We start from the raw sequence: 20,148 nt of genomic DNA on the forward strand, positions 1-20,148 counted from the left end.
CTCAGCGCCGTGCCGAGCGCATCATGCGCAGCTCGAGCAGCCGGACCAATTGTGCAATGCCGATCGAAAGCAGCAGAAAGATGATCTCCGCCGCAACCATCGGCTCGGCGTAGCGAAAGCTGTCGGAGCCCAGTTCCAGCGCCGCGCCGAGCATTTCCGGCACGGCAATGACGGCGAGATAAGGCGTGGACTTGAGCAGCGACACGAAGTAGTTGCCCATCGGCGCCGCGATATGCCGCAGCATCTGCGGCGCCACGACCCGAAACAGCGTGTCCGCGTGCGACAGGCCAAGGCTGACCGCCGCCTCGTTCTGTCCGCGCGGCACCGCGTCGATGCCGGCCTTGAACACTTCCGCCAGATAAGACGAGAAGTAAAGGCCGAGCGCGAACACGCCGATGAACAGTGCGGGCAATGTCACGCCGCACTGCGGCAGCACGAAGTAGAAGAAATAGATCTGGACCAGGATCGGCGTCGACCGGATGAAGTCGATCAGGAAGCGCACCGCGGCGCTGGCGCGGCCGCTGCCACGGCGAAGGATTTCGAGCGCGAAGCCCAGCACCGCGGCGAGCAGACTGGCCGCCACGGCGACCCACAGCGTCGTGCCCAGCGACGCCAGGATGACCGGAAAGGCCTGTACGAGAAAGGTCGGATCAAACATTGCGCTTTGCGTTGGATGCGCCGTGGCGACGTTCGAGGCTGCGGCCCAGCACGGTAAGCGGATAACAGATCACGAAATACGACAGCAGCAGGCCCATGTATGCGGGGGCGGGCGCGAACGTGACCTGCGCGATCTCCTTTGCCCGGTAGGTCATGTCGGCCAGGCTCAACAACGACACCAGCGCCGTGCCCTTGACCAACTGGATAAAGAGATTGACGTAGGTCGGAATGCCGGCGCGCAGTGCCTGCGGCAGCTGCACCAGCATCAGGTCCTGCAGCGGGGAGAGACCGAGCGCAATCGCGGCCTCCTTCTGGCCGCGGTCCACCGCCTGCAGACCCGCGCGCACCGCCTGCGTGCCATAGCCGCCCATGTTCATGCCGAGCACCAGGCTGCCGACGCTCAATGCCGACAGTTCGATTCGGAACATCGGCAGCGCGTAATAGAACACGAACAGCAGCACGACGATCGGCGAGCTGCGCCAGAACTCGATGAACGCGGTAACCGGCGCGCGTCTCCAGTCCTTCAGTTCGTGCTGCAACGTGCCGAACACCAAGGCAAACGGGATCGCATAGAGCAGAGCCAGCGCGACGACGGTTACCGTCACGCCGAACCCACCCCAGATCGCAACAAGAATGTCAGTGAAGTGCATCGGCTCGACGTGCCCTGTTCAGTCGCTTGCTTATTCCGCGCAGACCTTGGCGCTGGTCAGGCCGGCCGGCGCCTTCTCGTTGTCGGCGAAGCCATACTTGCGCATGATCTTGCCGATCGTGCCGTCCGCCTTGAGCTTGGCCAGTTGCGTGTTGTACGCGTCGCGCAGCTTCACGCCGTCCTTGCCGAACGCGGCGCCGATATAGGATTCGGTCTCCTTGCCCGTCTTCGGATCGATCAGCCCGGTGAACGGCTTCGCGCGTTCGATCTGGCTGGCCAGTTCCGGACGTTGCTGCAGGCTGAGCGCGGTGCCCGAGGTGAACACGACACCGTCGACGCGATGGGCGAGCAGCGCCGAAACCGTCGTCTCGGTGTTCTGGAACTGCTGCAGCTTCTCGCCGGTGACACCGGCCGTCGCCGCGTTCTTGGTCTGCTGGCCGCCACGGCTGCCGCCGATCTTGACGTCCGGATTGCGGATCACATCGGCGAAGCTGTGAAGATTCTTCGGGTTGCCCTTGGCGACGAGCAGCGCGTCGAGGCTGGTCAGTTCCGGATCACCGAAATTCACCAGCTTGCAACGCGCGGGCGTGATCACCACCCCGGAGTCGACCACGTCGTAGCGCTTCGACAGCAGGCCCGGAATCAGCGAGCCGAAATCGCCGACCACGAAGTTGAATTGCTTGACGCCAAGCGGCTCGAACACGGCGCGCAGGATGTCGGCGTTCACGCCCTTGACCTGGCCGTCGGTGTCCTTGTACGCCCACGGCTTGTTGTTGGCGATGCCCACGTTCAGGGTCTCGACACCCAGGGCGGGTTCGGCCGCGACGCTCGTCCCCGAAGCGTTCAGTCCCGCGGCAGCGATGGCGAGTGCGCCGGCCAGTTTGCGAAGGTTCAGGTTTTTCATGGCTTTTCTTTTTTCTCTACGAATTGAAGCGCGTCATCGCGACGCGGCCAGTTTGAAGCGCAAGACGGAGTATCGCGTGTTCAGGCGATCGTGTGCACCAGGAACGGACGAATCGCTTCCTGCCGCAGGTTCACGCCCCAGCCCGGTTTGTCCGTGATATCCAGGCGGCCGTTCTTGATACGGGCCTCGGGTGCATCGTCAACGATCTCGATATAGCCCGGCATCGTTTGCCAGTACGGATAGATTTCCTGGATCGCGAAATTCGGGATGCATGCGTCGAGATGCAGCGCGATCGCCGTCGACAGCGGGCTGCCGCAGACGTGCGGTTGGACCCGCATGTCGTAGGCTTCGGCCATCGCCGCGATCTTCTTCGTTTCCATGAAACCGCCGGCGAGGGTGATGTCCGGCTGGATGATGTCGACCGCGTGCGCCTCCATGATGGGCCGGAAGCCGTAGCGCGTATACAGGCGCTCGCCGGCCGCCATCGGGATGCGCACCTGGTCGGAGATCTTCTTCATCGCGCCGACGTCGTACGGGTCGCACGGCTCTTCGACGAAGAAGATGTCCAGTTCCTCGACCTGCCGACAGAAGCGGATGGTTTCGTCACAGGTGAGGCCGCCGCTCAGGTCGAGCATGATTTCCACGTCCGGCCCGACGGCCTTGCGTGCCGCCCGCAGCTTTTCGAGCGAGCGCTTGAGCACGCTCTTGTCCAGCGCGCGCATCGACGGGTGACGCGACGTGGCGCGCGCGTCGCTTTCGCGATACGCAAACGGGTAGCACTTGAGGGCATCGAAGCCTTCGGCGACCGTCTTTTCGGCGGCGTCCGCGAACGCCTTGACTTCCTCATGCGGCTGGCCCCAGCCGTTCGCGTAAAGGCGCACGCTGTCGCGGATCTTGCCGCCGAGCAGCTCGAACACCGGGACGTTCAGCGTCTTGGCCTTGATGTCCCACAGCGCCAGCTCGATCGCGCTGATCGCGCCGAAGACGATCGGACCGCCGCCGCCCTTGGCCCAGAAGGTGTGGTCGTACATCTCCGACCAGAGCGCCTCGATGCGCATCGGGTCCTTGCCGATCAACAGACGCTCGGCAATGTCCTTGACCATGCCGGAGACCGCGGTCTGGCCGAGGCCGTACGCAATGCCGGCCTCGCCGATGCCTACCACCCCTTCGTCGGTCTCGACCTCGATGACCACCGGGTGGATGCGCGCGGTATGCACCACGTAGACGCGGACCTCACGGATCTTCATATGGATTCCTTTGAAATGCCTGACTGTGTACGGTTGTCGCTCGCCATCGTCCCGCGCGACACGGTTGGCGCGCTGCGCAACACAGCGCGCGCCGCTGGCTGGGCGCGCGGACGCCGCCGCCACCTGCGGAGCGCCGCGCTGCCCGTACCATCCCGAAATCGCCGCGCCCGTGGTCGATGGACGATGGTCGACCATCGACCCGAAGTGTAGGCGGACAAAATTCGGTCAGTCAAGCACCAAGTGCACGCGCCGTACGCAGCGGCGCGCTTTCCGGTTTGCGCTCGGACGCTTCGAGCCGCTTCAAATGCGACACGAGTTTCTCGCCAGCTGCGACGTTGTGCTCGGACGACAGACGCGCGGCCGTGCCGGCATCGCCCGCGAGGATCGCATCGACGATCGGTCCATGATGCTTCGGCACCGTCTCGTAGACATTGCGCGGGATGAAATCGCTCCACGTGATGTAGAGCGTGATCTGCTGTTCGACCACGCGATACCACTGCGCCAGCCGCTCGTGCCCGCTGAGTTCGATGATGGTCCGGTGCAGATTGAAGTCCGCGCGCGAGACTGCGCGATTGTCTTGCGCCTTGCAGGCGTCGAGGAGCGCTTCATAGGCGGTGCGCAGCGCCCGCCGCCCGGCGTCGTCCAGATTCGCGCATGCCAGGCTGGCGGCGAGCGATTCCATGCTGGCGCGCAGCGTGTACAGCTCCCAGGCATCGTGCGAAGTGATGCTGATCGTCTCCCAACCCGTATACGGTTCGAGACGGACCAGGCCTTCCTGCGACATCCGCTGCAACGCTCCGCGCACGGTCGCCCTGGACAGGCCGAAGCGCTCGGCGAGAAACGCTTCGGTGAGCCGCGAGCCCGGCGCGATCTGCCCGCTCAAAATGTACTCGCGGATGGCGTCGGCAGCCAGCGTCTCCGCCGTCTGCTTCTCGATTTTGACCAGAGCCATTGCTCTACCTCCATGAATGCAGCCCGAAGTGTAGCTTGCCTGCACGACGCCTGGTTGCCCGTGCGGCACTGAAGCACGCAACGGCAGCACTACGCCTGACCGGTCGGCGGCGTCGCCCGTGGCGGGTGCGTCGAGCGTGCGGAACGGGATCGCAGTGCCAGCAGTGCCAGCGGCAGCCCAAGCCCGTACAAGGCGGCGCCGACGCACCAGACGAGGCCGGGCATGCGGTGCCGCGAGGCGAAGTACAGCACGCTGATGGTCAACGGCCCGCCGACCGACACCAGGCCCGCCGTGCTCGCCAGCAGTCCCTGCAGGCGTCCCTGATGCGCGCCGTCGACGCTGGCGCTGAGCAGTGACTGCAGTGCCGGCGCCGCCAGGCCGCCGACACAGAACAGCGGCAGCAGCGCGAACGCCATCCAGCCCTGCGACGCAATGGCGATCAGCAGGTAGGCGCTGGCGTCCGCGGCGGCGCCCAGCAGCAACGTTCGCCGTTCGCCCCAGCGCTCGGCAAGCGGGCCGGTCAGGCAGGCTTGCACAAGCGCGTGGCACGCGCCGAAGCAGGCAAGCGACACGCCGACGGACCAAGGCGACCAGCCGAAGCGGTCTTCTCCGTACGGTACCCAGACGGTCCCGCCAATCTCGGCGACCAATGCGAAGATCGCGTAGATCCCGAGCAGCGGCGGCAGCCCTGGCGTGCGCCAGCCCCAGCGCAGTGGCCCGAGTGGATCGAGTGGGTGGTGGGCAACGTGCATCGTGCGGTCCAAACCGGCCGCGGGCTGTGCGTCGGCGCACGCTGCCGGCCCGGCAAGGTGACCAGTCGCCGAGGTCATCGGCGTCGCTTCCGAAGCAGGAGGCATTGCCGGCGTCGGTGCTTCGTCACGCAGATGCTGCCGGGATTCGCGCAGCACCGAGGCGGTCCACGCTGCATTGACGAGCGCGAGCGCCGCGGCGGCCAGGAACGGCAGCCGCACGCCGTGCTCGCCGAGTGCACCGCCCAGCGCGGGGCCGGCAATGTAGCCGAGCCCGACGCACGCGCCAAGCTGCCCGAAGCGGCGAGCGCGCCCGGCCGGCGGCGTGACGTCGGCCAGGTAAGCTGCCGCCACCGCGCCGGTCGCCCCAGTGGCGCCTGCCAGCGCGCGTCCAAGCATCAGCAGCGTGAAGTTGGGAGCCAGCGCGAGCAGCAGATACGAGGCGCACTGGCCGAGCAAGGACAGCAGCAGCACGGGACGACGACCGTGGCGGTCGGACAACGCCCCGAGCGTTGGCGAGAGCAGGAACTGCATGAGCGCATAGAGCGCCAGGAAGCCGCCATAACGCCAACCCGGCGCGCCGTCGTGCCCGACCTGCCGCAGCAAGGCCGGCAGAATGGGCAGCGTCAGCGCGACGCCCATTGCGTCGAGCGCGGCCGTCGCCAGCACCGCTGAAAGTGAGAGTCGCATGCGGACCAGATGCGTCGAGCCGATAATTTATCGTTGATAAGTACTTTATCACCGATAAAATCGACTGACAACCGCGCGGAAGCACTGCATGAAACTGGATCGCGAACGCATCGTCGACGCCGCACTGGCGCTGCTAGACGACGTCGGGCTGGATGCCCTGTCGACCCGCGCGCTGGCGCAGCGCCTGGCGGTCAAACAGCCAGCCTTGTACTGGCATTTCAAGAGTCGTCGCGCGCTGCTGGATGCGATGAACGACCGCATTCTGGCCGACGCCTATGCCGACCGGGTGCCGGCCGCCGGCGAGCCTTGGGACGCATTCCTGTTCAAGGTGGCGCGCAATTTTAGGCGGGCACTGTGCAGCCGGCGCGACGGCGCGCGGGTGCATGCAGGCACCGAAGCGAATCTGGACGACCTTGCGCCATCGGAACGGCAGATGGCCTGCCTGACCGGCGCCGGCTTCACGCCCGCGCAAGCGCTGGACATCCTGGTGGCGATCAGCCGCTATACGGTCGGATGCGTGCTCGAGGAGCAGGCCGAGGCAGAGCGTCCGGAAGACGACACGCTCGACCGCGCCGTCGCCGCGTTTCCACTGCTGGCCAGCGGCCTCGCCCATTACCGGGCCCAGGGTCACGAGGCAACCTTCGAGGCCGGACTTGCGCTCTTGGTGGACGGCGCACGAGCGCGGCTTGCCGCGCCGGATGACAGGGTCAGGCCCGGCAGGTCCGGCTTGTCCGCGACACGCGGGACATCGGGTACAAGCAGTGGCAACCGCAGTCGCTCCGCCGCCACCGCGGACGGCTCACCCGCGGACACTGCGCCGACTGCCTCGGCTCCGTCGCCCCGCCGACGCAAACGCGGACCCGGCGCTCAGTAGATGTCGCGCAGATAACGCTTGTCCCGCGTCAGGCCGTCGAGACAGGCGCGCGCGGCGTCGTCGGACATGCCGCCGTGTCGCATCGCAATGTCGTGCAGCGCGGCGTCCACATCCCGGGCCATGCGGCTGGCGTCGCCGCACACGTACAGGCGCGCACCCTCCTGCAGCCAACGCCACAGCGTCGCGCCCTGCTCGCGCATCCGGTCCTGCACGTACACCTTGTCGGTCTGGTCGCGCGAGAAGGCGGTGTCGAGACGATCGAGAAAGCCGTCGGCGCGCATCGCTTCCAGTTCGTCCCGGTAATAGAAATCGGTGGCTGCATGCTGCTCGCCAAAGAACAGCCAGTTGCGCCCGCGCGCGCCGCGGGCACGACGCTCGTGCAGGAAAGCACGGAATGGCGCGATGCCGGTGCCCGGCCCGATCATGACGATCGGCGTCTCGCCATCGGTCGGCAATCGGAAATGCGCGGACGTCTGCACGTAGATCGACGCCCGCGTCGCGCGCTCGGCCAGAAAGGTCGACGCGACGCCCTTGCGGCTTCGCCCCGCGGCCTCGTACCGCACCGTCGACACGGTCAGATGAATGTCCTCGCCGTGCGTGGCCGGACTCGACGCGATCGAATACAGGCGCGGCTGCAGGCGGGCGAGCGCCGCGACCAGCTCGTCTGCCGTCAATGCGATCGGCAGCTCGCGCAGCAGGTCGACAAGCTGCCGACCCCACAACCATTGCCGCAGCTCCTGACGCCGTTCGCTGGCCAGCAAGCCGCGCAGCGTCGCGTCGCCGCCGCGCTCGGCCATCAGCTGCAACATGGCCGGGCTGGGCCGCGCGATTTCCATGCGATGCAGCAGCAAGTCGGCGAGCGGGCAGTCCTCATCGTCGAGCCCGCGTACCGTGCTCTCGCCGCGCAGTCGCAGCACCGACAGCAGTTCGTCGACGAGAGCCGGACAGTTGCTCGGCCACACGCCGAGCGCGTCCCCTGGCTCGTAAGCGAGTGCCGCGCCGCTGCTGCGCAAGGCGATGCAGCGCGTGTCCTTCGCGGCGCCGGGACCATTGAGCCGCGTATTCCCCACAACCAGCGCCGGCTGTGGCCGGGCCTTGGTGGCGGGCAGCGCTATTCCCGGTGCAATGCCGCCGGTGACGACGCGCGCCGCTTCCGCGGCCTTGATCGAGTCCACCGCCAGGTCGAGCCATACGCCCGCCGCCGCGTCGTAGTCGACATCGCAGTCGACCCGTTCGGCGAGGCGCCGGCCGCCAAGTTCGGCCAGCCGTGCGTCGAGGCGCCGGCCGAACGCGCAGAAGTCGTCGTAGTTGCGGTCGCCCAGCGCCAACACCGCGAAGGTTGCGCCGTCCAGGCGAGGCATGTCCGGGGCCGCCAGGGATCGCCAGAACGACTGCGCATCGTCAGGTGCGTCGCCATCGCCAAACGTGCTGGTCAGCAGCAGCAGGTGCCGGTCCTTCGGCAAGGCCGCCGGCGCCAGCTCCGACATCGCGTGCGTGCGGATGTCGAAGCCGTTGTCGACCAGTTGCATCGCGAAGCGCTCGGCCAGTGCTTCGGCGTTACCGGTCTGCGACGCCCACAGCAGCAGCACTCTCGGTCGGGTCGCCGCTTGCCGGCCCGCGCCTTCGCCGTGGCGCGCCAGGCCCACGGGCGCATCAGCATGCCCGTCCTGCATTGCCGGCGATGAGCACGCCACCAGCGGCGCGCGCGCATGCAGACCCGCAAGCAGTCCCGCCGCCCACAGCCGCGCGGCGACGGACAACGGCGCATCGGCCGGCAGCATCGGCACGCCCGGCTGCGCGTGTGGCGACTGCAGACCACGGCTGAAGCCGGCCAGATAGAGGCGTTCCTGGTCCGTCAAGGGCGGCGCGACGGGTGGCAGGCCGAGCAGATCGGCCAAGGCTTCGCCTGTATTCGACAGCATCGCATTCTCGGCGGTGGCAGGGTGCGTGGATGAAGGCGTGCGCGCGGCGCGGCCTGGTTGCCTCGTCCGGCGCCCGCTCGAGGTCGCTGCGGGGTGACGCGTCGCGGCGGTGGACGCGGGTCCGACAGGAGAAGCATCTGCATCGCCGGGGAAGTCGGCCGGCCGCGTCGCGCGTTCGATCGACACCGCGCAGAACTTGAACTCGGGTTGCTTAGACAGCGGATCGACCGCGTCCTGGGTGAGCGCATTGACGCACAACGCATCGCCGTAGACGTCGTTCCAATGCATCGGCGCGAAAGCCTGACCAGGCTGCACGCGCTCGCTGAGCCGCGCGGTCAGTCGGATGCTGCCCCGCGCCGACGTGATCGTCGCGCCGTCGCCCGCGACGATGCCACGCGCCGCCGCATCGGTCGGGTGCAATTCGATGAACGGCGCGGGGTCGAGGCGATTCAGCGTCGGCACCTTGCCCGTTTTCGTCAACGTGTGCCATTGATGCTGGAGTCGACCTGTGTTGAGAACCAACGGTCGTTCGTCGTTGCAGGCCTCCGCTGGCGGCGTCCAGGCGCGCGCGTGGAAGCGTGCCCTGCCGCTCTGCGTCGGGAACCGCAGTTGCCCCGCGCCATCGACGTAGCGAATCGGACTGCGCGACGCGTCGCGCCGGCATGGCCACTGCACCGGCCCCTCGCGCAGACGCGCATGACTTGCGCCGTCCAGAAGGTAACCCGTGCGGGGATTCGACGCGCCGACGATCTCGTCGAAAACCGCCGAGGCATTCGCATAGGCGAACGCGTCGCCATAGCCCATCTCGCGCGCCACGGCAGCGATCAGCTGCCAGTCCGGCAGCGCGTCGCCCGGCGGCGCGACGGCCCGTTGCATCAGCGTCATGTTGCGTTCGGAATTGACCATCACGCCCTCGCCTTCCGCCCACAGCGCCGCCGGCAACAGGATGTCGGCGTAGCGGTTCGTCTCCGTGTCGAGGAAACCGTCCTGGGCGACGACCAGCTCCGCCGTGCGCAGTGCGTCGAGCACCGTCTGCCGGTTGGGGACACTGGCCACCGGGTTGGTGCAGATGATCCAGCACGCCTTGATCTCGCCGTCACGCATGCGTTCGAACATGTCGATGGTGCCGTCGCCCGGGTCCGCGCGCAGCGTGCCGGGCGCCAGCGACCACAGTTTCTCGACCTGGGCGCGATCGTCGGCGTCCGACGACGAGCGCTGCCCCGGCAGGCCGGGGCCCATATAGCCCATCTCGCGGCCACCCATCGCATTGGGTTGTCCGGTCAGCGAGAACGGCCCGCTGCCGCGCCTGCAGATGCGTCCGGTGGCGAGATGCAGGTTGCACAGGGCGTTGGTATGAAACGTCCCGTTCGTGCTTTGATTCAAGCCCATCGTCCACAGGCTCAGCCACTCGCCCGCCTCCGCGAGCCAGCGCGCGACCTGTTCGATGGTGTCCACGGCGATACCGGTGATCTCGGCCACGCGCGCGGGCGCGTAGTCGGCAAGGAACGGCGGCATCGCGTCCCAGCCCTCGGTATGGGCCTCGATGAAGTCGCGATCGATGTGCCCGTCGCGGACCAACAGGTGCAGCAGGCCGTTGAGCAACGCCAGGTCGGTACCCGGCGCAATCGCGAGATGGAGGTCGGCCTTGTCGGCGGTGGCCGTGCGCCGCGGATCGACGACGACCAGGCGTGCGCCGGCCTTCACGCGGTCCATCATCCGCAGGAACAGAATCGGATGGCAATCCGCCATGTTCGCGCCGATCACCAGGAACAGATCGGCGGCGTCGATGTCGTCGTAGGAACCCGGCGGCGCGTCCGCGCCCAGTGACAGCTTGTAGCCCGTGCTCGCGCTCGCCATGCACAGCCGCGAGTTCGCCTCCACGTGCCGGGTACGGATGTAGCCCTTGGCGAGCTTGTTGACGAGGTACTGTGCTTCCAACGACAACTGGCCGGACACGTAGAAGGCAACGGCGTCCGGTCCGTGCAAGTCGACGAGCGCACGCAGGCGGCGCCCGGTTTCGGCCACGGCCTGCCCGATCGGCAACGGCAGCGGATCGACGCCCCGTTCGCGCCGGATGAACGCCTGTTCGAGCCGCCCTGAGTTCCGCAATGGAATATGGGCGGACAGGCCCTTGGTGCACAGGCGCCCGCGATTGGCCGGATGCCGCTTGTCGCCGCTCACGCGCACCACTTCGCCGCGTTCGACATGGAGCGTCATGCCGCACCCGACGCCGCAATACGGGCAGACCGTCGATACCTCGTTCGGCGCTTGCGTCATGTCACCGATCCAATGCGGCGGGCACCGCTTGCGTCTGCACCCAAACCACACCATCTTCGACGCGTGTCGGGTAGGCAGGCACACTGTTCGCCGGTATCTCCAGACATTCGCCGGTGCGCAGATCGAAGTGATGCTTGTAAAGCGGCGACGCCACGACGAGGCGTCCGCCCAGGCTGCCGGTCAGGCCACGCGACAACACCGCTGCCCTGCCATTGGGGTCGTAGTTGCCGATCGCATGGACGCTGCCGTCAGCGAGGCGAAACACCGCCACCTGCTGGCCAGCGACGCGCGCGCACACGCCGGTGTCCGGCACGATCTCCTCGCACCGGCACACCCGGGTCCAGGCGACGGCGGGTGTCGATGGGCCGGTCGACGACGGGTCGGAGACAGCGGAATGGCTCGAACGCTGGTGAAGTGTCATCGTTCCTCCTTGCATCAGGCCGACAGGTCTACGGACGCGAGCGCCGCGTCGGCCGCGTCGGCCGCGTCGGCCAAGTGCGCCGCCTCGCCCTCGGGACGCGACGCGCGCTCGTCGGGCAACGCCGGCCGGTGCTGGCCGCGTACCGGCATGAAGGCGAGCGTGTCGTCGGCGGCGTCGCTGTTGATGAAATGGCGGAAACGCCGCCGCGTCTGCGGATCGTTGACGGCACGCCGCCATTCGCATTCGTAGCTGTCCACCACCGACTGCATCTGCGCCTCCAGTTCCGCGCCGATGGCGAGTCTGTCGTTGACCACCACGTCGACCAGGTAGGCAAGACCACCTTCCAGGTTGTCGCGCCACACGCTGGTGCGCTGCAGGCGATCGGCGGTGCGCACATAGAACATCAGGAAGCGATCGATGTACCGCACCAGCGTCGGCATGTCGAGATCGGCGGCCAGCAGCTCGGCATGGCGCGGCTTCATCCCGCCGTTGCCGCAGACGTACAGATTCCACCCGGCATCGGTGGCGATGATGCCGACATCCTTGCCTTGCGCCTCCGCGCATTCGCGCGCGCATCCGGAGACGCCGAACTTGATCTTGTGCGGCGCGCGCAGCCCCTTGTAGCGGTTTTCCAGCATCACCGCCAAGCCAACCGAGTCGCCCACGCCGTACCGGCACCAAGTCGAACCGACGCACGACTTCACCGTGCGCAGCGACTTCCCGTACGCATGCCCGGTCTCGAAGCCGGCGGCGATCAACGCTTCCCAGATGTCCGGCAACTGCTCGACACGGGCGCCGAACAGGTCGACCCGCTGGCCTCCCGTGATCTTCGTGTACAGGCCGTAACGCTTGGCAATCTGCCCGACCGCGATCAAGCCATCCGGCGTGACTTCCCCGCCGGCCATGCGAGGTACGACGGAATACGTGCCGTCGCGCTGGATATTGCCGAGGAAGTAATCGTTCGAATCCTGCAGCGACGCGTGCTCGGGCTCGAGCACGAAATCGTTCCAGCACGAGGCCAGGATGTTGGCGACGGTTGGCTTGCAGACGTCGCAACCGTGCCCCTGCCCATGACTGGCCAGCAACGCCTCGAAGGTGCGAATGCGGCCCGCCCGCACGATGTGATACAACGCCTGCCGCGAGTACGCAAAGTGCTCGCACAGCCGTTCGTCCACCGCCAAGCCGCATCGCTTCATCTCGGCCTGCATCACCTGCGTGACGAGCGGCACGCAGCCGCCGCAGGACGTGCCGGCGCCACACGCCTGCTTCACCGCGCCGATGTGGCTCGCGCCGTCGCGAACCGCGGCGCAGATCGCGTCCTTGCTGACGTTGTTGCACGAACAGATCTGCGCGCCGCCGGGCAGCGACGCGACCCCGGCACCACTGGCCGGCGCGCCGTCGAATGCCGGCAGGATCAGACGCTCGGGCTCAGCCGGCAACGGCATGTCGTTCAGCACGTATTGCAGCAGCGAGCCGTAGTCGGCCGCGTCCCCGACCAGCACGGCGCCAAGCAGCCGCGTACCGCACGCAGACAGCACCAGTTTCTTGTAGACCCCGCGTCGATCGTCGGCGTAGCGACACACGCGGCTGCCGGGCGTAGTTGCGTGCGCGTCGCCTATGCTGGCCACGTCGACGCCCATCAGCTTGAGCTTCGTGCTCATGTCGGCACCGGCGAAATGCATGGCGTCGGCGGCGAGGCCTGCGGCGATGCGCAACGTGGCGGCCGCGACCCGCGCCATCTGATAACCGGGCGCGACCAGGCCGTACGTCTGGCCCCGCCACGCGGCGCACTCGCCGATCGCGAGGATATCGGGATCGCTGGTCGTGCAAGCGTCGTCGATCGCCACGCCGCCGCGTGGCCCGAGCGCGAGGCCTGCGGCTCGCGCCAGTTCGTCACGAGCGCGAATGCCCGCGGAGAAGACGATCATGTCGGTCTCCAGCACACTGCCGTCGCTGAAGCACATGCGGTGCAGCGCATCGGCACCCGGCTCGATCGACGTCGTGTTCTTGCCGGTATGAACCTGCACCCCCAGCGCGGCGATCTGTTCGGCGAGCAGCGTCGCGCCGTCGGCGTCGACCTGCACCGCCATCAGACGGGGGGCGAACTCGACCACGTGCGTCTCCAGCCCCATGTCGCGCAGCGCCTTTGCGCATTCGAGGCCGAGCAGACCGCCGCCGACGACCACGCCCGAACGGGCCGTCGCGCCGTGCGCCTGCATGGCGAGCAGATCGTCGACGGTGCGATAAGTGAAGCATCCGGGCCGCTCGCGGCCAGGCACCGGTGGCACGAACGGGTAGGACCCGGTGGCCAGTACCAGCTTGTTGTAAGGCACCACGCTGCCGTCGGCCAGGGTGACCGCATGGGCGGCACGGTCGATCATCGCCGCGCGGGCGGCCAGCCGCAACGAGATGTTTGCCGTCTCGAAGAAGCCCGGCGTTACTAGGGACAGTTCGTCCACCGACGTGCCCGAGAAGAACGACGAGAGATGCACGCGATCGTAGGCCGGTCGCGGCTCCTCGCACAGCACGGTGACGTCGAGCGCGTCCGCCGGGTCCGCCGCAGCGGCGAGCGTTTCGAGAAAGCGATGGCCTACCATGCCATTGCCGATGACAACGATCTTCATGATTTGCTCCGGTGGACGGCAACGCGTATCGCGGCACGCCGTACATGTGATTCGATGCTGGCGTGCGGGCCGCGCAGCGTGCCGCTTCCTGGCATGCCGGGTCAGTGGCCGGCGCCCAGCGCCAGCACCTCATCGCGCAACGCCGCTTCGCGCGCCGCGTGTTCGGCGCTGAACCGAACCGCCAGTGCACAGACGGCTGCGGCCAGCACGAACAGACCGAGCACGCTCAAGGTCTGGCCCAATTCGCCGATGCCCTTCATCAGGAAGCCCGCCGCCACCGCACCGACGTTGCCGCCGGCGCCGACGATGCCCGCCACGCCGCCCAGCGCCTTGCGGTCGATGAAAGGCACGAGCGCGTAGGTTGCACCGCAGGCCATGTGCGTGAAAAGACCGAAAACGAGCATCGCCACCACCGCCGCAGCGACCCCCGGCGCATGGGCAAAGCCCAACAGGCCGAGGCCTTCGCCCGCGATCAGCGCAAACAGCAACGTCGCGCGGATGCCCAGGCCCCGGCGCGCGGCGAGACGATCCGACAGCAGCCCGCCAAGCGCGCGGGCGAACAGTGCGAGCAGTCCGAAGCTGCCCGCGACGATGCCGGCCGCCGTCAGCGACAGACGGTAGTGTTCGACGAAGTAGAGCGCCGCGACGTTGTGCATGAACACCTCGACGCCAAAGCAGGCGCCGTAGGTAACGAACAACATCCACACGCGATAGTTGGCGCACGCCGCCACGAAGCTGCGCCAGCCTTCGCCGCCACGGCGCAACGGGCCACGCCCGTCGGCACCGCGCGCGTTGCCCCGACTGCCGCCGACTGGCCAGTTCCCGCGCGGGGTATCCGTCGTGAAGCGCCAATACAAGCCGGCCATCAACAGCATTGCCAGGCCGGGCAGCAACAGCGTGGCGCGCCATGCATGCGATGCGTCGACATCGAGCGCAATCAGTCCCGCCAGCAGCAACGGCACGAACATCTGCGCCGCGCCAGCGCCCGCGTTGCCCCAACCCGCGGTGGTTGCGTTCGCCGTACCGACGACATTCGGCGCGAACGAAACGGAGGTGTGATACTGCGTGATGACGAAGCTGGCGCCAACCGCGCCGATGCCCAGCCGGCAGATCAGAAAGCTCTCGTAGCTGTGCGCGAACGCGGCACCCAGCACAGGCACTGCACCGAGCGCCAGCAGCGCGCAGTACACGCGCCGCGGGCCGTAACGGTCGCACAGCGGGCCGATCAGCAGTCGTACGACGATGGTGATCGCCACTGCGGCGATATTTATGTTGGCGATCTGCTCGGCGCTCAGCGCGAACTCGCGCTTCATCAATGGCATCAACGGCGCGCAGGCAAACCATGCGAAGAAGCACACGAAGAACGCGAGCCACGTCAGATGGAAGATCCGCATCGCAGGCGTTCGCAAGCTGAACAAGTCGATACGCGTCGCCTTGCCAGCGATTGCGTCGTCGCGTGCGGTCACTGTCGCTTTTTCGGCCATAGCTGTCTCTCAAATGAAAAAGGCGTCCGCGGAATCGGTCGATGACCGTTCCGGGGACGCCTTTGTCCGGATACTGGGGGGTGCTTCGTTTGCGAAAACCGCGCGACGTCGCCGTTGATGCCGCGCGGTCACCAAAGGCAAGCGGCATGCCATGCACCGCGGAACCGCCACGCGCCGCAGCCGGCGGCGATGTCATCGCCGGCCCGGCATGCCGCGCGTTGCCGTAGCGGCGGGCGAAAAGCGTCCGACGATGCGAAGGCTGCGTTTCGCGCTGCCGCTCACCGAGCCAACCCTGCACCCGCTCCGCAACGGATCGCGAGGGGACGCACGCACCGTTGGCGCTCATCGTGTGATCGCGGCGGCATGTGCCTGCACACACGTGGTGCGCAAGAGCACTACGGCCGTGCAGACGATTCGCGGGCGCACCGCCGAACTCATGGATCTGCGTCGTCGCGGCCGATGGTCCGCTTATTGCCTTGTCCCAACCATGGTCCGCAATGGCGCGGGCAGCAGCGCGCGGATGGCAACGGCCGCCACGGCCCGGCGTCGATAGCCACGACGGCTAACAGCGAAGCGGCAAAGCGGCAAAGCGGCAATGCGGCAATGCGGCGAACAACGGCAGTATCGGCAGCAACGGACAACGGCGTCCACTCGCAGTAGAGCGAGCGGCCGCCGTTTTGTCTTTCATGAATCGATGCGCAGGCCGTCTTCGTGCCACTTTGCGTCACGCGGAATCACTTCACCATGAGCAGCGGAAAAGTCACCCTTCTAAGTGCCGGACCCGGCGACGTCGACCTGTTGACGTTGCGCGCGGCGCGCGTGCTGGCCTGCGCCGACGTCGTGCTTCTCGACGATCTCGCCAATCCCGAGATCGCGACGCTGGCGCCATCGGCGCGCGTCCTGCGCGTCGGCAAGCGCGGTGGCTGCCGTTCCACGCCGCAGGCCTTCATCGAACGGTTGATGGTGCGCTACGCGCGCCGCGGACTTCACGTCGTCCGCGTGAAGGGCGGCGATGCGCTGATGTTCGGACGGGCCGGCGAAGAACTCGCAGCGCTGCGCGACGCCGGCATCGCTACCGCGATCGTCAATGGCGTGTCGTCGGCCTTCGCGGCAGCCAATGCGCTGGGCATCTCCCTCACCCATCGCGCGCACTGCCAGGGAGTGACGTTCGTCACCGCGCATCTGCAGGATCACCGTGAGCCGGATTGGTCGGCGCTGGCTGCGACGCGCACCACCTTGGCGATCTACATGGGCATGAGCCGGCTGGACGCCCTGTGCGCAGCGCTGGGCGACGCGCTGGGACCGCATACGCCCGGCGCAGTGGTGCAACATGCCGGCGGCGCCAACGAGAGAAGCGTGGTCGCTCGGCTCGATCGGCTGGCGGATGCAGCGCACGCCGCGGGACTGGGCAGCCCCGCCATCATTCTGGTCGGACCTGCGATCGCCGAAGCGCGGAACGCGTCCGCGCGGCCCGAGGCGACGCTCGCGCGCGCCGCCTAGAACGTCGTCCTCATGCTGCGCGTGCTGCTGGTCACCGACACCGACAAGCCAATCGGCGAATTGCGTCAGGCGCTCGCGCGCCTCGGCTACGACATGCTCGACGCGGTGGCCTCGCCCGCCGCCCTGCCCCGCGCGGTCGAGAGGCAGCGTCCCGACGTGATCATCATCGATGCCGAGTCGCCGTCGCGCGACACGCTCGAGCAACTGGCCGTGATGAGCCGTGATGCGCCGCGTCCGGTCGTCATGTTCGGCGTCGAAAGCGATCAGCAATTCATCCGCGCAGCCGTCGGCGCGGGCGTCACCGCGTATTCGGTCGAGAGCCTTGCGCCGCACCGGCTCGCGCCCATTCTGGAGGTGGCCGTCGCCCGCTTTGCGCACGAGGCACAGTTGCGCAGGCGGCTCGAAGCGGTTGAGGCCGAGCTGGCCGACCGCAAGGCGATCGACCGAGCCAAACGCCTGCTGATCGATCAGGGCCTCACCGAACAGGCTGCGTACACGACATTGCGCCGCGCCGCGATGGACAGCGGTCAACGCATTGCAGAGGTGGCCCGCGCGATGGTGACGGCCAGCAATGGGCGCCACGGAGACCTATGACTGCACCGACATTACCTGCGCCCACGGGCGCGTCCGCCTCGCCGCATGCCGGCGCGCAACGCGTGCGCGTGGGTTTCGTCGCGCTCAGCGACGCCGCCCCGCTGGTCGCCGCGCACCGGTTGCAACTCGATGCACACCATGGCGTGGAGATCGTCCTCTGCCGACAGCCGTCATGGTCGGCGGTTCGCGACAAGCTGATGTCGGGCGAACTCGATGCCGCGCACATGCCCTACGGTCTGCCGTACGGCATGGAGCTGGGCATCGGCGGCCCGCAATGTGGCATGGCCGTACTGATGGTCCTCAACTGGAATGGCCAGGCGATCACGCTCGCGCCTGGGCTAGCCGACGCCTATCGCGCGTCGGGCGAGCTGCGCGGCGCGATGGCGGGACTCGGCCGCAAGCCGGTGTTCGCGCAGACCTTTCCGACCGGCACCCATGCGATGCTGCTGAACTACTGGCTGGCTGCGCACGGCATCGATCCGCTGGCTGAGGTCCGGTCGATCGTGATTCCGCCGCCGCAGATGGCTGCCGCGCTTGCCGCGCGTGAGCTGGACGGCTTTTGCGCCGGCGAACCATGGCACGCGGTGGCCGAAGCAGCCGGCGCCGGCCGGACGATCTTGCCGACCAGCGCGATCTGGCCCGATCATCCCGAAAAAGTGCTGGCCTGCCGCCGCGATTTCGCCGCGTTGTACCCCGACATCGCCGGTGCCTTGATCGGCACGCTGCTCGAAGCATGCCGTTGGCTCGACAGTGCGCCGAACCGGCTGCGCGCCGCGCAATGGTTGGCCGCACCCACGTTGCTCGACGCGCCGCGCGAGCTGATTGCCGCACGGCTGCTCGACCGCTTCCCGGATGGCGCCATCGACGGCGCGGCGCCGCTGCGCTTTCACGCGGACGGCGCGGTCAACCTGCCGCGCGCGGAGGATGGCTTGTGGTTCATCACGCAATTCCGCCGCTGGGGCATGCATCCGAACCGGCAGGGGCCCGACGCGAGCGAAACGCGCGCGAAACAGGGCGGAGCCGATGCCGAGGACGCCGCCACCGCGGCCCGCGTGACCCATGCGGCGTTGTACCGAGACGCCGCGGCACGCGCCGGCGTCTCCTTGCCCGCCGATCCCGGGTACCGGCACGTCCTGTGTGACGGCACCGTCTGGCACGGTCAAGCCACGTCCGACTACCTCGCGGCCTTGTCCGTGCGGGCGTGACCCCTGAAGCGCAGCTGCGTCGGGCGCCGGCGCACGCGAAAGCAACGCGACGTTCCGGCCAAGAGCGCCCGACGACGATGACGCCGCCGCGTGCCTAGCCGGCCGGCTGTCTGAAGACCAGGACCAGCCCTGCGAGAATCGCAAGCATGCCGGCGACCACCAGCACCGGCAGCACGTTGCCGAGCACTAGGTAATCCAAGATCACCGTGACAACGGGCACCAGATAGAACAGGCTGGTGACGTTGACCAGATTGCCGCCGCGAATCAACCGATACAGCAGCAGTTGCGCGCCAACCGACACGACCAGGCCGAGATACAGCACGGGAATCAGCAGGCCGGCGTCCAGTTCCACGCGAAACGGCTGCATGGGCAGGAAGCACAGGCACAGCACGAGCGATACCAGATACTGAAGCGGCAGCACTTCGGACGGCGCTTGCTGCACGCGCTTCTGCAGCATCGCGCCAAGCGTGGCGCTCACCAGCGCGCCGAGCGCGAAACCGATGCCGAGCCAGGACAGCCGAGCCATCTCGAGGCTTTGCCAAACCACCAGCGCGAGACCGGTCAGCGACAACAGCAAGCCAAGCAGGCGCCATCGCGACACGCGTCGCTCGGTGATCAGCAGCGTCAGCAGCGGCTGCACACCGAGCAGCGTCGCGAGCAGGCCGGGCGTCACGCCGTGCGCGATTGCCTGGAAATAGCAGACGGAATAGCAGCCGATCAGCAGCAGCCCGGCCGCCGCCACGTGCGAACGCGTGCCGCGCTTGGCCAGCCATCGTCGGCGCGGCAGCCCGATCAGCAACAACGCGAACAGCGCCACGCCGTAGCGGAGAATCAGCACCGCGAACACGGAGCCATGGTCAAGTGCCCAGCGGGTGAACACGGCGGCGCTGCCCCAAAGCAGCACGAAGAGCATCATGGCGGCGGTCGCCGTCCATGAGGAGGAATGGGTCGTCATAGGGTGACTCATCTGTCGATTGAACGCACAGGCTCCGGCGCTTCGCTGACGACGTGCGTCGGCGAAGATCGCTCGCGACCAGAATGCCGAGCGCGAGAAGCCGGGAGCCGGAAGGGTCTAGGGCTGGATCAGCCCAGCGCGACTGCGCGCGGCGGATGAACGCCGGCGAGTGCGACCGAGGCGACTGCGACGCAGGTGGCTGCGACGTCAGTCGGCGGTGCGACAGATGAGACCGGGGGCGGATCCGTCGCCCGCAATGCGCTGCGCGTCACGCGATGCGTGATCGAAGTCGCGAAGCAGGCAGGTGCCGACGAGTCCATTGAATCGGTCAGAAAGAGAGGGATGCGCACAGGCGTGAGTACCACGCCTGTGCGGCAGTCTAGCACGCCGAGACCAGCAGGCACACGATGCGATCGAGGCAACGATCCGATTTGGCGCGTCACG

Annotated in this window: 15 protein-coding genes; 4 read left to right on the forward strand and 11 right to left on the reverse strand. The window is 67.6% G+C overall.

Translation table 11 applies throughout. The features are described from left to right. Position 1: 1 nt before the first annotated feature. The 6 genes from BLU54_RS11170 to BLU54_RS11195 form a co-directional block, all read right to left on the reverse strand. Complete coding sequence (locus tag BLU54_RS11170; protein ID WP_091908128.1) at positions 2–658, reverse strand: amino acid ABC transporter permease; 657 nt, start codon at positions 656–658, stop codon at positions 2–4. Next, positions 651–1,307, reverse strand: a complete 657-nt coding sequence (locus BLU54_RS11175) for an amino acid ABC transporter permease (protein WP_091908130.1) — start codon at positions 1,305–1,307, stop codon at positions 651–653. The genes BLU54_RS11170 and BLU54_RS11175 overlap by 8 nt, the downstream gene beginning before the upstream one ends. Before the next feature lie 30 nt (positions 1,308–1,337). Next, positions 1,338–2,210, reverse strand: coding sequence for an ectoine/hydroxyectoine ABC transporter substrate-binding protein EhuB (ehuB, locus tag BLU54_RS11180; RefSeq protein WP_091908132.1), 873 nt, complete (start codon positions 2,208–2,210; stop codon positions 1,338–1,340). Between the two features lie 80 nt (positions 2,211–2,290). Then, positions 2,291–3,457 carry a mandelate racemase/muconate lactonizing enzyme family protein gene (locus BLU54_RS11185; protein ID WP_091908533.1) on the reverse strand — a complete coding sequence of 389 codons (1,167 nt, stop codon included), beginning with the start codon at positions 3,455–3,457 and terminating at the stop codon, positions 2,291–2,293. A 229-nt stretch (positions 3,458–3,686) separates the two neighbouring features. Next, positions 3,687–4,409, reverse strand: coding sequence for a GntR family transcriptional regulator (locus tag BLU54_RS11190; protein ID WP_091908134.1), 723 nt, complete (start codon positions 4,407–4,409; stop codon positions 3,687–3,689). An 89-nt stretch (positions 4,410–4,498) separates the two neighbouring features. Then, positions 4,499–5,848: a TCR/Tet family MFS transporter gene (locus tag BLU54_RS11195; RefSeq protein ID WP_091908137.1), complete on the reverse strand. Its 1,350-nt coding sequence runs from the start codon at positions 5,846–5,848 to the stop codon at positions 4,499–4,501. 88 nt (positions 5,849–5,936) lie between these two features. Here BLU54_RS11195 and BLU54_RS11200 point away from each other — a divergent pair, with 88 nt between their 5' ends. Beyond that, positions 5,937–6,722, forward strand: coding sequence for a TetR/AcrR family transcriptional regulator C-terminal domain-containing protein (locus tag BLU54_RS11200; protein ID WP_091908138.1), 786 nt, complete (start codon positions 5,937–5,939; stop codon positions 6,720–6,722). Here the strand turns inward: BLU54_RS11200 and BLU54_RS11205 are convergent. From BLU54_RS11205 to BLU54_RS11220, 4 genes are all read right to left on the reverse strand, one after another. Then, positions 6,716–10,921: a bifunctional nitrate reductase/sulfite reductase flavoprotein subunit alpha gene (locus BLU54_RS11205; protein ID WP_091908141.1), complete on the reverse strand. Its 4,206-nt coding sequence runs from the start codon at positions 10,919–10,921 to the stop codon at positions 6,716–6,718. The genes BLU54_RS11200 and BLU54_RS11205 overlap by 7 nt on opposite strands. A gap of 1 nt (position 10,922) precedes the next feature. After that, complete coding sequence (gene nirD / locus BLU54_RS11210; protein WP_091908143.1) at positions 10,923–11,342, reverse strand: nitrite reductase small subunit NirD; 420 nt, start codon at positions 11,340–11,342, stop codon at positions 10,923–10,925. Positions 11,343–11,356: 14 nt separating this feature from the next. Then, positions 11,357–13,966, reverse strand: coding sequence for a nitrite reductase large subunit NirB (gene nirB, locus BLU54_RS11215; RefSeq protein ID WP_091908145.1), 2,610 nt, complete (start codon positions 13,964–13,966; stop codon positions 11,357–11,359). Positions 13,967–14,067: 101 nt separating this feature from the next. After that, a complete protein-coding gene (locus tag BLU54_RS11220; RefSeq protein ID WP_407919414.1) occupies positions 14,068–15,450 on the reverse strand; it encodes an MFS transporter in 1,383 nt (460 codons plus the stop codon). Positions 15,451–16,194: 744 nt separating this feature from the next. Here BLU54_RS11220 and cobA point away from each other — a divergent pair. From cobA to BLU54_RS11240, 3 genes are read left to right on the forward strand one after another with little or no spacing between them, the layout of a single operon-like run. Further along, positions 16,195–16,950, forward strand: a complete 756-nt coding sequence (gene cobA / locus BLU54_RS11230; RefSeq protein ID WP_091908149.1) for a uroporphyrinogen-III C-methyltransferase — start codon at positions 16,195–16,197, stop codon at positions 16,948–16,950. Positions 16,951–16,962: 12 nt separating this feature from the next. Next, a complete protein-coding gene (locus BLU54_RS11235; protein ID WP_091908151.1) occupies positions 16,963–17,544 on the forward strand; it encodes an ANTAR domain-containing response regulator in 582 nt (193 codons plus the stop codon). Continuing rightward, a complete protein-coding gene (locus tag BLU54_RS11240) occupies positions 17,541–18,749 on the forward strand; it encodes a CmpA/NrtA family ABC transporter substrate-binding protein (protein WP_091908153.1) in 1,209 nt (402 codons plus the stop codon). Before BLU54_RS11235 ends, BLU54_RS11240 begins: the two co-directional genes overlap by 4 nt. Positions 18,750–18,843: 94 nt before the next feature. Here the strand turns inward: BLU54_RS11240 and BLU54_RS11245 are convergent, their stop codons facing one another. After that, on the reverse strand, positions 18,844–19,704 hold the full coding sequence (locus tag BLU54_RS11245) for a DMT family transporter (RefSeq protein ID WP_091908155.1): 861 nt from the start codon (positions 19,702–19,704) through the stop codon (positions 18,844–18,846). Positions 19,705–20,148: the final 444 nt, after the last annotated feature.

Source organism: Chitinasiproducens palmae (genome assembly GCF_900095735.1).
In the GTDB taxonomy this organism is placed as follows: Bacteria; Pseudomonadota; Gammaproteobacteria; order Burkholderiales; family Burkholderiaceae; genus Chitinasiproducens; species Chitinasiproducens palmae.